The following is a 14,079-nucleotide window of genomic DNA, read 5'->3' on the forward strand; positions in this document are numbered from 1 at the left end:
CTAGTCCCCAGCCGCTTCCCGGGCCGCGGCGAGCTTGTCCAGCTCGCGCAGGACCGCGTGGAGGATCGCGACGGCGCTGCCCGGCCGGGTCGCCATCAACTGACGGGCGCGGCGGATGCCGATGCCCTGCTTGGTGAGGCTGTCGCGCAGAGCGGGGCCGCCGCCGCTGGAGTTGCGCAGTTGCTCCTTGTCGAAGACCCGCTCGGCCTCGCCGAGGAGGTCAGCCGCATATTCGGACAATCGGGAGCCGGGTGGGGATTCACGCTGGATGTACTCCGCGGCGGTGCTCATGCACTGCACGACCCGGGTGGTGTGGTACCAGCTGGGCTTGTCCCGGCGGGGCAGGGTCGGGTAGACGCTGCTGGGGTCGTCCCAAAGGCCGGCGCCGGGGGTGTCGTCACCCAGGCGGCGCTGGTGCAGATGCCGCCAGATGTCGTCGGCCAGCCCCACCAGACGGGCCTCCTGCTGCGGGTTGTTGACCTGCGCCGCGATCGCGAGCACGCGGCCGAGGAGCAGGCTGGACAGCTCGCCGAGCCGCCAGCCGATCGGCGGGGAGTCCGCCCCCACCTGGTCCGCGCCGACGAGCGTGACCCACCGGCCCGGCTGGTGCATCTGGAGCGCGGGGTCGTCGGCCAGCGGGCGCCGCCGGATCCGGCCGCGGTCGGCCAGATCGGACAGGACGTTGGTGATCCGGGCGAGGTCGGCGTCGGGTGCGCCGCGGTCGGCGAGCGCATGCCGGACCAGGGAGACGACCAGGAGGCTGTAGTAGTCGCTCTCCTCCTCGTCGGTGGTCCGCCAGGGCAGCTCCTCGACCGGCCATCGCTGATCGCCGAGGGTGGCGACGGCCGACCAGTACCGCTGGGCCAGGTCCCACTGCAACTGCAGGACGCGGGCCAATGACTGCTGCTCCTCGTTGAGCAGGCCCGCCAGCCTGGTCTCCTGGGAGAACAGGTCCCGGATGCCGTCGATCGCAACCACGGTGAAGTAGAGATACGGCGCCGGCTCGGCGGGGCCCGGCGCGTTGAAGGTGCCGATGGAGGTCTTCACCTCGGGCGCGCCCTGCACCACGCCCCAGGACCATCCGCACTCGAACAGCTTGTCCCCTCGGTTGTCCAGCAGGTCGTCGACCTGGTCGTTGAAGGTTCCCAGCTCGCGCAGACCGGCCATGACCGGCCGCAGCGAACGCCGGATCCGGCCGACAAGGTCGCCGGAGTAGTCCGAGCCTGGGAACGACGTCTCCCGCAGCACCCTGCCCTGCGGACTGTCCGCGTCGAACACGCTGATGGTGAAGCTGCGCTGCAGGCCGGCCATCGCCGCGGTGAGCCGTTTCTGGGTCTCCCCCTCGACCCGCGCGATCTCGTCCAGATAACCCCTGCGCTGAACCTGCCCGCGGTAGTCGCGGAGGAACCGGATCACCGCGCTGCAGAGCACCACCGAGGTGGCGAACGCGTCCACCACCTCGAGCTCGAGCTGCTCCTCGGTCGGCTCACGGTGGTCGTCGGGCGCGGTGGTGAGATAGTTGCCACCGGCGAACACCGGAAGCTGGGTCTTGGGATCGGTGTACGTCGCGAGGTAGCTCCCGATGAGCTCGACCACCCGCTGCGGGATGTCGACCGGCCCGCCGAACGATCCGAGCGCCTGCAGCACGTCGGACTGGGTGGTGTCCGGCCGGTCGAAGCGGATCTCGGTCAGCCGCTGCGGTGGCAGCAACAGGCACAGCAGCAACTCGGCGTCGCTGATCGAATTCCGCCCGCCGCGGTCGGCCCAGTTGAAGGACCGGGCCGGGCCGCACCAGCGTGATATCGACTTCCACACTGACAGCAATTCCTGGCGCGGCTGGAGTCTCATCGGTCGGCAACCACCGTTCATTCGCCCTGGTAAATGTGCTTTGCGACCGGCCAAAGTCGCGCGACACCTCAGGAATCACCGATCTTCTGCGGCGTAGCATATCCTCTCACCGCCCCGCCGGGGACCCCGAACATTGTGGACATTAGTCACGTTAATCCGTATCAGGGAAACCCCTGCAATGGATCATCAATGCTTGCTAGTCTCGTGACTCGCATGGTCATCCGAGATCGCTCCGAAGGCCTTCGACCTCAGGAGAGGGCTCCCGCAAGTTGGGAGAACGCCGGTTTACGCCACGTCACCGATCATGATCCTGCACTGCCGGGACTTTCCGGCCGCCGTGCGTTCCCCCGAAGCGGGAACGCGCTCGCAGCATGAGATCCGCGGTCTCGTCGACGATTTGCTCAATGATCTCTCTTCGGCCGGGGCACCGGCGCCGCCCGATCTGATAATGATCTCCGGTGATCTCGCCGAACGCGCGACGACCGGCGAATACGAGGCCGCTCATCAGTTCCTGAGCGCACTCCGGGACGCCCTCGGGATCGAGAGCCGGCGCATCGTTCTCGTCCCCGGCACCCGTGACGTCAACCGCGGCATGTGCCACGCCTACTTCATGCGACGCGAGTCCAATGAGGAGAAGGCGGTCCCGCCGTACTGGGAGAAATGGCAGCCGTTCTCCACGATGCTCCGCCGGTTCCACGGCGCGGAGTTGCCCAAGGACCAGCCGTGGTCCCTCACCGAATTCCCCGCCCTGCGGGTCGTGGTCGCCGGCTTCAACTCCACGATGGCGCTGACCCACCTGGAGCAGGACGAGCACGGCTGTCTCGGCGACACCCAGATCGACTGGTTCGCCAACCAGCTGGACACCGCCGATCGCCGCGACTGGCTGCGGATCGGGGTGATCCACCACCGGCCCGAGGGGCCGGGCGCCATCTCCGACGCGGGCCGGTTCGCCGAGATGCTGGGCCCGCATCTGGATGTGGTGCTGCACGGGCAGGCCGGTGAGCCCCTCCTGTCCCGGCTCGGCGACGCCGGCGTCCCGATCCTCGGCAGCGGACCGGCCTGGCAGCTCATCGAGGCACGGCCGGAGACCGTCCGCACCGCGCCCGGTGCCGAGCCGATCCGTCTGCCGCACCCCTATCCGCGCCGGCCGATCCCCCGCCCGCGCCGGCCCGAGCCACCACCAGCCATGCGGCGGCTCACCGCGCAGGTGGCCGAGGTGTGCACCCTGCGCAACAAGGGCGCCGAGATCGTGCCGGTCCACCGGCAGAACTCGGACCACCTCGCGTACCTGCGGGTTTCACCCGACCGCAACCGCGGTGATCTGGGGCCGGCGGAGCAGTACCCGGTCGGGGTGTGCGCGGGCACGCCGTCGCGGGCCGACATCGAGTGGTTCGTGGAGGTGCTGGCCCGTTTCCGCACCGGCATCGCCCATCTCGTGCACTCCGGCGACGCCGCCGGCCCGGAGGTCCACGCCTTCGCCAGGACCCACGACGTCGAGCTCATCACCTTCCCCGATTACCAGGTCGGCCCGGATCTCGCGCTCTTCGCCCGCAACCAGGCGGCCGAGCTGACCCACGACCAGGTCTACCGGTCGGACCTCTACGTGCCGCAGCGTTTCACCGAGTTCCTGCCACCGTCGTTCGCGCCGTCCGAGGCCCGGCCCGCCACCGATCTGCTCACCTGGCTGCGCGACTGGGTCCGCACCTCCAACGGCCGCCTGGTCGTGGTCCTGGGCACGTTCGGGCACGGCAAGACGTTCCTGCTCAAGGAACTGGCGCGGCGGATGGCCGAGGACGACGCCTCGACCGTGCCGGTCCTCATCGACCTCCGTGGCTTCGAGAAGGCGTACAGCCTGGACGAGCTCGTGGCGGTGCAGCTCGCCCGGCAGGGCCAGCGCAAGTTCGACCTGGACGTCTTCCGCTACCTGCGCCGCGAGGGCCGGGTCACGCTGCTCTTCGACGGCTTCGACGAGCTCGCCACCCGGGTGAGCTACGACCGGGCGACCAACCACCTGGACACCATCGTGCAGGCCGCCGAGGACCGGGCGAAGGTGGTCGTCACCAGCCGTGACCAGCACTTCCTGACCGACACCGACGTGCTGACCGCGCTCGGCGCGCAGCTCGGCACGGACCGCCAGGTGGTCCGGCTGGCCAACTTCGACGACGAACAGATCGTCGCCTATCTCACCAACCAGCTGCGCGATCCCGAGGGCGCGCAGACCCGCTTCGACCTGCTGCACCGGGTGCGCAGACTGCTGCCGCTCTCCCGCAACCCGCGGATGCTCGCGTTCATCACCGACCTCGGCGAGGACCGGCTCAGCCTGGCCAGCAACGCCGGCGGCCCGATCACCGCGGCCGACCTGTACCGGCAGGTCCTGGACAAGTGGCTGGCCTACGAGGCGCACCGGCTGGAACGCCTCGGCCCGGACGCGCCGAGCGAGGCCGTCCTCCTGGAGGCCGTCACGCATCTGGCCCTGCGCCTGTGGGACCAGCCCGACGGAAGCCTGAGCCTGGAGGACCTCGGCGACGCGGCGGACCACCTGTCCCGGCTGACCACCGCCACCGTGGGCGACGCCGCCACCCTGGAGCCGCAGGAGAGCGCCCACGTGCTCGGCTCCAGCACGCTCCTGGTCCGGGTCGGCGATCATCGGTTCACCTTCGTGCACGACTCGGTCCGTGAATGGCTGATCGCCAACCACCTGGTCGGCGAGAGCATCGCCGCGACCGGTCTGGTCGGCCACCGATGGTCGTCCCTGATGATCGAGTTCCTGTGCGGGCTGGCCGGCCGGGACGTCATGCGGGAGTGGGCCGAGGGGATCCTGGCCGGGCGGCCCACCTCGCGCGTCGTCGGGCGCAACGCGGTCGAGGTGCTGCGGTTCCTCGGCGTGACCCGGTCGTCGTCGCCGTTCAACATGGCCGGCTCGGACCTGACCGGTCAGGACCTGTCCGCTCGCTTCCTGGCCGGCGCCGACCTCAGCGACGCCGACCTCACCGGCGCCAGCCTGATCGGCGCCGACCTCACCGGCGCCACGCTCACCGGCGCCAACCTCACCGACGCCCGGCTGGACCGGGCCACGCTGCGCGGGGCCGATCTCACCGGCGCCGACCTCAGCGGCGCCCGGTTGCTCGGCTCCGAGATGACCGACGCCGTCCTGGCCGGCACCCGGCTGCGGCGGGCCGCCCTGGTCGCGGCCCAGGGCCTGGACGCGGAGGCGCTGAGCGAGGCCGACACGCTCGGCGCGGCGCTACCGTCGGCCGGCGGCCCGGAGCCGCAGATCGCGTCGTCCGCCGTGATCCACGCGGTCGCGGTGGTCCCCGGCATGAAGCTGCTCGCCGGCGCCGGCGCGGACGGCATGATCCGGATCTGGGACGCGCTGCACCGCCGGCCGTTGCGGATGCTGCGGACGCTGCCGGGTCACACCAGGGCGCTGTGGGCGCTCGCGCTCACCCCCGACGACCGGTTCCTGGCCAGCGCCGGGGAGGACGAGACCGTGCGGGTCTGGGACACCACGTCCGGCCGACCGGTCTACGCGCTCGCCGGGCACATGGGGCGGATCCGCGCGCTCGCCTTCAGCCCGGACGGGCAGCAACTGGCGAGCGCCGGCGACGACGAGATCATCCGGATCTGGGACACCGCCACCGGTCAGGCCGTGCATACGCTGGCCGGGCACGGCGGGCGGATCCGCGCGCTCGCCTACAACCCGCTCGGCGGGCACCTGGCCAGCGCGGGGGACGACGAGGCAGTCCGGATCTGGGACACCGCCACCGGCCGGGCCGCGCAGCTCCTGACCGGGCACACGGGTCAGGTGCACGCGGTCGCCTGGGCGCCGGCCGGGGACCGGATCGCCAGCGTCGGCGACGATCGCCAGGTGCTGGTCTGGGACGTCGGGGCCGAGGCCGTCATGCACCGGCTGACCGGGCACACCCAGTGCATCCACGCCGTCGCGTTCCACCCGGACGGACGCCGGCTGGCCAGCGCCGGCGACGAGGGTGTGATCTGGGTCTGGGACAGCCTGGCCGGCCGGCCGCTGCCACCGCTGACCGGCCGGCACGCCGGTCCGGTGCACTCCCTCGCCTACTACCCGGACGGGGAGCATCTGGCGAGCGCGAGCAGCGACCGTACCGTCCGGATCTGGGACACCGACGACCGGCAGCCGGAACGGATCCTGCGCCCCGCCGGGGGTGACGCCCGGGCGCTCTGCTTCGCGGGCCGGGCGGACGACCCGTGGATGGCGGTCGGCGCCGGCGACGGCTCGGTACGGCTGTGGCAGCCGGCCGCCGGGACCCCACCTCGCGTCCTCACCGAGCCGGCCGTCGCGGACCCGGCCGTCACCGCCATCGCCGCCACCCGCGACGGCCACCAGCTCGCCACCGCCGGCGCGGACGGGGGCATCCGGATCTGGAACGTCGGCACCGGCGAGTCCGAGCCGCCGCTGACCGGTCACCGGGGCGCCGTGCACTCCATCGCGTTCGACCCGGACGGCCGCCACCTGGCCAGCGCGGGCGCCGACGGCACCGTACGGCTGTGGGACGTCACCGGCAAGGACGCGCCCCGCATCTTCGCCGGCCAGGACGGCACCGTCACCGCTCTCGGGTTCTGGGCGGTGGCCTTCACCCCGGACGGGCGGTTCGTCGTCGGCGGCGGCACCAACGGGACCATCCGGATCTGGCCCCTGCCCACCGGCAAACGGCAGAGCCGGGCCGGGCACACCAGCACGGTCCGGGCGATCGCCTTCTCCCCGAACGGCCGCCAGATGGCCAGCGCGGACGAGGATGGGGTGATCCGGCTGCACAGCACGGTCGACGATCCACCGCTGATCCTCACCGGGCACGAGGGCGTGGTGACCGCCATCGCCTACTCACCGGACGGCGGGCACCTGGCCAGCGGCGGGACCGACGGCACGATCCGGATCTGGGACACCGCGACCGGGCGGCCGACCGACACCCTGACCGGTCAGCCCGGGTGGATCCGCTCGCTGAGCTACACCCCCGACGGGCAGCGGCTGGCGGTCGCCGGCGGGGATCAGGCCGTCCGGATCTGGGAGACCGGCCGATCCACGCCCCACGCGGTCCTCGTCCCGCTGGCCGACAAGGGATCCGTGGTCCTCTTCCACGACCAGCGGTACGTCCTGCGCGGGCGGCCGGGCGACGAGTACTGGTACGCCATGGGCATGTGCCGCTTCGATCCGGGCGACCTCGATCCGTACGTGCCGGATCTGAGACCCGCGCGGCCCGGTGACCGGCTCTGGTGAGCGGGTCAGACAGGGTGGTCGAGCATCCGCCGGGCCGCCGCCCGGATCTCCTCGGGTGACTCCGGGTCGGCGAGCGCCTCGGCCGCCCAGGCGCGGACCCGGTCACGGCCGGCGAGGTCGGCGAGGAACTCCACCATCAGCGGGGACAGCTCCCTGCCGAGCAGGACGCGCAGCCCGCCCGAGCGCGGGCCGAGCTCCAGGCGGCCGGCGATCTCCCGCGCGACCAGCCACCCCAGAACCGACGGGTCGGCGAAACGGAAACGGCGGTCCGGATCCCGGAGCAGGGGCGCACCGGGACCGGCGAGCCGGGCCAGCACGTCGGCCGTCGAACCCAGGACGTCGGCGCCGAGCGCCCGCTCACCGGTCTCCCACAGCCGGCGGGCCAGCAGGGTCACCGCCTGCCACCGTTGCGACGACGGATCACGGTCACCCGGTTGTTCCAGCCATTCGCCCACCATCTCCCGGTAGAGGGCCGGAACGTCGGTTGCGGCCCGCAGCCGGTCCTGCGGGACACCGGCCAGCAGGGCCAGCAGCCGCGGGTTGCCGACCATGCCCACCAGCCCGTCGATCCGCCCGAGCAGGTTCCGCCGGGCCTCCGCTCGCCGCCGCGAGCCGAGCCGCCGGGTCAGGAAGTCGGCGATGCGTGCGTCGTCGAAGCCGGTCAGGCGCACGACCAGGGGGTCCGCGTCGAGGGCGACGGCCGGGAGGTCCGGCCCGCGGCTCGCGACGACGATGGCCGTGTGCTCCCCGGCGACGCGCAGCACGGCGTCCAGCGCCCGGGCGACCTGTTCCTGCAGACCGTCGAGGAGCAGCACCACGCGTCCCTCGCGCCGCAGGTAACGGAACTCGTCCAGGTTGAACCGGCGCAGGCCGTGCCGGAAGAACTGGATCGCCACCAGCTCGTCCAGGCTGTACGCCTGCTCGAAGCTCCGGAGGTCGATCAGGACCGGCAACAGCGGATCGTGGCCGGCGTGCATGCGCCGGGCCAGTTCCCGAAGCAGGAAGGTCTTGCCCGTGCCGCCGGCGCCGGTGAGCCAGACGAACCCGCCGGTGGCCTCGGCGAGCCTGCTGCGGACGAGTTCCAGCAGGTCGCCGTCGCCCGGCGTCTCCGGGCGCAGCGTGTAGAGCGGCGGAACGTAGAGGCCAGGCGTGAAGGCCGGGTCGTCGCCGAGCCGGGCCGCCTGCGCCTCGGCGAACCGCAGCAGGTCGTCGCCGAGCTGGAAGTCGGCGAAGTCGATCACCCGGATGCCGCGGTCCGCCCCGCGGTCCCGGACCGCCGGGTCGACCGGCATCACGCGGCAGACCAGCGTGGCGTCCCGGACCCGCCCCTCCCGCCGGACCACCTCGTCCCGGAAACGCTCGACGAGGCCGGCCGTGGGCTCACCGTCGAAGACTCCGATGCAGTGCCGTTCGGCGCCGGGCGAGGCGACCAGGTAACCGTCGGGCGACGACTGCCAGCGGCGCTCCACCAGCGGCACGTCCGGGTGGCGGAGCCGGTACGCCTGGGCCACCCGGGCCAGCAGGTCGGTCCGGGACGGGTCGGTGGGGTTGTCGGCGGCCTTCGGAGGCGGTGGCGGGCCTTCCTCGGCGAGCCACCAGTGGTTCCCGAACTCGTGCGTCACCCCACCCACCCGCAACGCCCCCGGACGCAGGTCGACCACCTGCGCCCGGTCCGGCGTCCCGATCGCCGGCACCCCGGTCAGGCCGAGCTCCCGCACCCCGCCGCCCTGCCCGTGCAGCACCACGTCCAGGTGCGGGGCGAGCACGGCCAGCTCCGCGGTGTCGTGGTGGACGACGCCGATCCGGAGCCAGCCGCGGTCCTCGTAGTCGCGCAACCGGTCGGCGAACCAGGTCAGCTGAGCCTCGCCGAGGCCGCCAGCATCGCGTTCGCCCGGCAGGTGGCTGACCGGGACGGTGGAGTTGAGCGCGGCCACGACAGTGCGCAGCTTCGGGATCTCGTACATCTGCCAGGGTTGGTGTGGCTGGAACGCGCTGCCGCCGGGCAGGTTCTTGGTCATCGCCGCGAACGGCTCCCACTTCGGCCAGTACGGCGGGATCGGCTCGAGCCCGTCCGCGCTCCGCTCGAGGAAGTACGCCAGGCACAGTCCCTCGTTGACGTCGGTGAGCCCGGGTGTCACGACGATCCGCCCGGGCGGCAGCTCCAGCCCGGCGCTCAGTTCCGCGAGCCGCTCGTACGCGGTCCGGTACTCGGGCGAGGTGGCACGGCGGGCGACGCTGCCGGTGACGACGATCAGGTCCGGCGCGACGCCCTCGGGCAGATCGGCGTCAGACACCGGTTCGCGCAGGTGCAGGATGGTCAGCCGGTTCCGGGTCGGGCCCAGCGGCCGCCCACCGCCGTTCAGGCCGCTGATGAACCGTCGCAGCACGTCGGTGCCGATGCTCGCGAAGGGCTCGGCCGCACCGGTTTCGCCCGGCTCGTCCACCGGCATCGTGGCCAGCGCGGTGAACAGCACACCGGTCCGCTCCGGATGCCGTTCGAGGTAGGCGGAGACCTCCTCGTAGACCCGGCTCGGATCGTCCGTCTCCCCGTGCGCCCGCAGGGCGTGCCGCACGCCGGGCAGGAACGTGAAGTGCTGCTCGTCAGCGGACCGGCCGGACAACTCCGAGATCGGTTTCAGCAGGCCTCCGCAGAGCACCTCGGACAGGTGCGCCAGCCCCGAGCCGGGCAGCATCACGGCTTGCAGCAGCCGCATCACGGCGAGGTTGAGCGGCCTCACGACCGACAGGTAGCGAGCCAGATCGGCCGCCTCGGGCGATGCACCGGCGCGGAAGTCGCGCACCCGCCGAGCGGCCGGCAGACCGGGAGCCTGCTGCACCGGCCGGCGGGTGCGCGGCGCCGCCCCGGCAGGCGTCACCACCGCGTCGATCCCACCCGGCGCCCGACCCGCGACCAGCCGTGACCACGTGCTCAGCCAGCGCGGATCGATCTCCAGGATCGGCACCGGCACGCTGCCGCCGGCCGGCCTGCGCCGCCGCATGACCGGTCGGAAGGTGTACGCCGATGCCGGCGCCCCGGCCCGCGGCGCGAACAGCCGGCCGGCCCGCGGCGCCAGCCCGGTGCGTGACCAGAGCCGCTCGGGCAGCGGCTGCAGGATCGCCACGCTCGCGCGCCGGCTCCAGAGGGCGAGCAGCCCGGACATCCGCCCGTCGTGCCAGGGTTCACCGATACCGTCGCTGAGCACCAGGAGAAGGTGGTCGCCGGGCCGTTCGGCGAGCCGTTTCAGCGACGGCCGGGCGCCGGCGGGCCGGACCACCCCGGGCCTCCCGGCGGCGTCGAGCCCGAGGTGCAGCACCCGCATCGTCCGGAACGCGCCCAGCCGTTCCAGCAGGACGCTCACCTCCCGGCCGAGCTGGTGCCAGATGCCGGGGACCGAGCTGTCGTCGAGCAGCAGGGTGAGGTGCAGCCAGCGCTCCGGCGCGGGCCGCCAGACCGGGGTCCAGATCCCGCGTTCGGCGATCTGCCGGGCGGTGGCCCCCTCGTCGATGACGACCTGACGGGTGGAGGGCAACCGGCGTTTCAGCGGGCGCAGCGCGTACATCGTGCGGCCGCTGTGCGGCAGGGCCCGTGCCGTGGGCACACGCAGCGGCCGGCCCGCGGCGCCCGCGAAGGTGACGTGCTCCTGCGTCCCGTCCGCCGTGGTCACCACGGCGGGCGGCTCCGCCTCCCGGTCCGGCACGGGGGGCACGGGGGGCACGGGCAGCCGGAGGTCGACGCGCCCGTCCGGGGCGCCGGACTCCCCGGACAGCGGCCCGGCGGGCGCCGGACCGTCCGCCTCGGATGCCGCGGGGGACAGCTCGACCTGCATGGCCAGCCAGAGGGCTTCGGCGGCCTCGGCCGGGGTCAGATCCATCCCGGCTGCTCGCAGGATCGCCAGCCACCGATCGATCGGAGCGGTCACGCCGGCCCGCTCAGCTCGCGCAACACCACCTTGACCAACTCGTCGCGATCCGGCTGGCCCTCGCCCCCGGCGACATGCAACAGGTACGCGGCGTTGAGCACCTGATCGGTGGCGAGTGCGGAAGTGGCGCGCAGGGTCATGAACTCGGCGATCAGCGCGTTCGCGGCGGCCATCGTCGTGGGGCCCAGGTGCGCCTCGACGATGGCCCGCAACCGGGGCTCGTCCGGCGCGTCGAGCTCCAGCCGGACGCAGCGCCGCAGGAACGCGGGCGGGAACTCGCGCTCGCCGTTGCTGGTCAGGACCACGAACGGGAACTCCCGGCAGCGCACCCGGCCGCCCTCGACACCCACCCGTTCACCGTCGTCGGCCGGGCGGACCCGCACCAGCGGCGTGCGGTCGGCGACGCGTTCCAGCTCGGGGATGCGGTACTCGCCCACCTCGAAGATGTCGAGCAGTTCGTTCGGCAGATCGATGTCCCCCTTGTCGATCTCGTCGATGAGCAGCACGCGGGGCAGCTCGTAGGGCGCGAACGCGGTGCCGAGCGGGCCGAGCCGCAGGAATCGGCCGATGTCCGGCTCCTGGCCCGGTCGCAGGCTGGCCTCCTCGATCCGGCCGACCGCGTCGTAGGTGTAGAGACCGGAAAGCAGCGTCGACCGGCTGGTGATCGGCCAGCGCAGCACGCCGCCGAGCATCAGCTCGTGCGCGACGGCGTAGGCGAGCGTCGACTTGCCGGTGCCCGGGTCGCCGGTGACGAGCAGCGGGCGGCGCAGGTGCAGCGCCACGTTGACCATCCGGACGGTTTTCTCGTCGGGCTGGTAGGGCGCCACCCGGGCCCGGTCCGGTAGCCGCCGTCCGACCGGCGCGTCCCGCTCGAACCCGGTGACGGGCCCGCCGTCGAACTCCCGCCACGGCGGCGCGCCGGCCCGCCGGAGGATCCGCTCACCTCCGGTGTCCACCTCCCCCGTGCCCCGGTAGATCCGGAACTCACCCACCCGCGTCCCCCCTCGGTGGCGTCATGAGCGCCCGGTTCACCCGGCGCCCCGGGTCGTCCCAGAACAGGACGACGTCGTTCCCGCACTCCGGCCCCTTCTCGGCGGCCGCGAGTTGCCGCATCTGCAGGATCTGCTCGGGTACGTCGTCGCGCCGCACCCCGAGAAGCGCCCTCGCGACCGCCTCGCCCAGTTCCGAGCCGGCGCACCCGGTGTGGTCCACCCCGGTCTCACCGCCGCAGCCCTTGCGGCGCCACAGCATGATCGGGATCCCGCTGTCCAGGCCGATGTCGAGCGCCGTGCGCAGCCGGGCCCACCGCTGGGGGGTGTCCGGCAGTACCAACGTGCCGAGGCTGCGGTTCTGCGCGATCTCGGCCTGCAGCTTCTCCTTGTCGAGCCGGTCCTCGCAGGCCACGGTCTTCAGGGTGGGCGCGTCGACGCCGATCAGCTCACCGGCCAGCGCGTCCCAGCGCTCCTGCCAGTTGGCGAGCACCTCCTCGTCGTCCGGCTCCGCCGGGTCCAGCTCGAACCTCTCCACCGCGCGGACCACCACCGGGTTGTTCAGCCCGAGCACCGAGACGGTTCGCCGGCCTGGTCGCGGCCAGTGCTCGACCGCCTCGTCGAGCAGCTCGATCGGCAGCACCAGCTCGATCATCGGCGCCCGGGCGCCGGACGTGCGCCGGGCCAGACGGGGCAGGTGTTCCCGCAGATGTGCCCAGAGCTCGCCGGCCGAGAAATCCGGTCCCCCGAGGTCGAGCGCGGCCACCGCGACGCCGTCGTGCTTCCAGATCTCGCACCGGTAGCGCTGCTGGTTCGAGCCCAGCGGACGCACGTGGACCAGCACCGACGACAGCCCGGCGGCCGGGGCGGTCGCGGCGCCGGACCGGGTGACCTGCACCCGTTCCCAGTCCTCGGAGGTCTGCGCGGTCATCATCGCCCACTGGACGAGTTGCTCGGCCAGCGAGTCGCGCGCCGACCGGGCGCGGAGCATCGTGTACGCCATGACGGGCGGCAGCCCGTCCGACGGCCGCGCCAGTTCGGCCAGCTCGGCGACCACGTCACCGTGATCGAGCAGCGGATGCGACGGCTCGGCGGCCGGGTCCCCGGCGACCCTCCGATAGTCCGCCAGGTATTCGTCGTCCCCCATCGGTGGCAGCTGGGCGAGGAGTTCCCGCAGGTGAGACTCGCGCCGGACCTCGATCGTGCCATTGCCGGCCGCACGGAACCACGCGTGATTGCGGCGGTGGTGCGCCTCGTGGCCCCGGCGAAGAGCGCGGTACGCCTCAGCCGGCATGATCAGGCGCAACGCCCGGATCAGGACGGCCACGCCCCCGGACATCTGACCCACCTGCCGGGCCGCCTTGGTGATCCCGCAGATGCCGCCGGTCTCGATGTTCAGCACCGGGCCGCCCGACATCCCGGATTCGACCGTGTCGCCGACGAGCCTGATCATCTTCGCGTACTCCCCGCCGTGCGTGTACCGGCCGGTGGTCCGCTCGGGCGACCTCCCGAACACGTCGGCGTGCCCGAGCGCGACGAAGTCCGCACTCGACGCCGGCCGGTGGTCGTCGAGCCACACCACCGGCTGCTGGCTGCCCTCCGGCAGCTCGACCTCGACGACCGCCACATCCGGGTACGGCGAGATCTCGTGCCCCGGGCCCGGTGCCGAACCCCACCTGACGAGTCCGCGCAGTTCCTGCCCACGCCACCGGACCGTGACCCGGCTGCCCGGCCCGCCTGCCACGTGCGCGCAGGTCACGATCATGTTCGGCGCGATGAAGAACCCGCTGCCGCCCACCGGCTCGGAGATCAGGACCAGGCACTTGCGCAGGTGGTCGGTGAGCTGGTCGACGACCGTGGGACCGGACACGCCGTCACCCGGGCTCGCCGGCGCGCCACGGGCCCCGCGGCGCGTCCGGGCCGGCCCGTCCGGGGATCACCGGCCGACCGGCGAACCTCTCGCCGGAGCCGATGCCGGCACCCTCCCGTCCGGGCTCCACTGTGGCCCGGGCGGCCGGGCGTTCCACCTCGATCAGCTCGCGCACCCGTGTCCCTCCGCTTCGACGAGGTC

Annotated in this window: 6 protein-coding genes; 1 reads left to right on the forward strand and 5 read right to left on the reverse strand. The window is 72.9% G+C overall.

All coding sequences use genetic code 11. The features are described 5' to 3' along the window. Complete coding sequence (locus tag Acy02nite_RS19855; protein ID WP_203742628.1) at positions 1-1,848, reverse strand: SCO2524 family protein; 1,848 nt, start codon at positions 1,846-1,848, stop codon at positions 1-3. A gap of 448 nt (positions 1,849-2,296) precedes the next feature. On the opposite strand from Acy02nite_RS19855, the gene Acy02nite_RS19860 reads away from it, so the two are divergent. Next, on the forward strand, positions 2,297-7,099 hold the full coding sequence (locus tag Acy02nite_RS19860; protein WP_203742629.1) for a pentapeptide repeat-containing protein: 4,803 nt from the start codon (positions 2,297-2,299) through the stop codon (positions 7,097-7,099). 5 nt (positions 7,100-7,104) lie between these two features. Here Acy02nite_RS19860 and Acy02nite_RS19865 read toward each other — a convergent pair whose 3' ends face one another. The 4 genes from Acy02nite_RS19865 to Acy02nite_RS19880 are packed head-to-tail and all read right to left on the reverse strand — an operon-like array spanning position 7,105 to position 14,053. Then, positions 7,105-11,019, reverse strand: a complete 3,915-nt coding sequence (locus tag Acy02nite_RS19865) for an SAV_2336 N-terminal domain-related protein (RefSeq protein WP_203742630.1) — start codon at positions 11,017-11,019, stop codon at positions 7,105-7,107. Then, complete coding sequence (locus Acy02nite_RS19870; protein WP_239175031.1) at positions 11,016-12,011, reverse strand: AAA family ATPase; 996 nt, start codon at positions 12,009-12,011, stop codon at positions 11,016-11,018. The genes Acy02nite_RS19865 and Acy02nite_RS19870 overlap by 4 nt, the downstream gene beginning before the upstream one ends. Continuing rightward, positions 12,004-13,878, reverse strand: a complete 1,875-nt coding sequence (locus Acy02nite_RS19875) for a VMAP-C domain-containing protein (RefSeq protein WP_203742631.1) — start codon at positions 13,876-13,878, stop codon at positions 12,004-12,006. The genes Acy02nite_RS19870 and Acy02nite_RS19875 overlap by 8 nt, the downstream gene beginning before the upstream one ends. 4 nt (positions 13,879-13,882) lie before the next feature. After that, complete coding sequence (locus Acy02nite_RS19880) at positions 13,883-14,053, reverse strand: hypothetical protein (protein ID WP_203742632.1); 171 nt, start codon at positions 14,051-14,053, stop codon at positions 13,883-13,885. Positions 14,054-14,079 lie beyond the last annotated feature (26 nt).

The organism is Actinoplanes cyaneus (assembly GCF_016862095.1).
GTDB classification, from domain to species: domain Bacteria; phylum Actinomycetota; class Actinomycetes; order Mycobacteriales; family Micromonosporaceae; genus Actinoplanes; species Actinoplanes cyaneus.

Bases quoted from the DNA above. Each gene is read 5' to 3' on its own strand.
- Acy02nite_RS19860 (WP_203742629.1), top strand. From the start codon at position 2,297: ATGATCTCCGGTGATCTCGCCGAACGCGCGACGACCGGCGAATACGAG.
- Acy02nite_RS19855 (WP_203742628.1), bottom strand. From the start codon at position 1,848: ATGAGACTCCAGCCGCGCCAGGAATTGCTGTCAGTGTGGAAGTCGATA.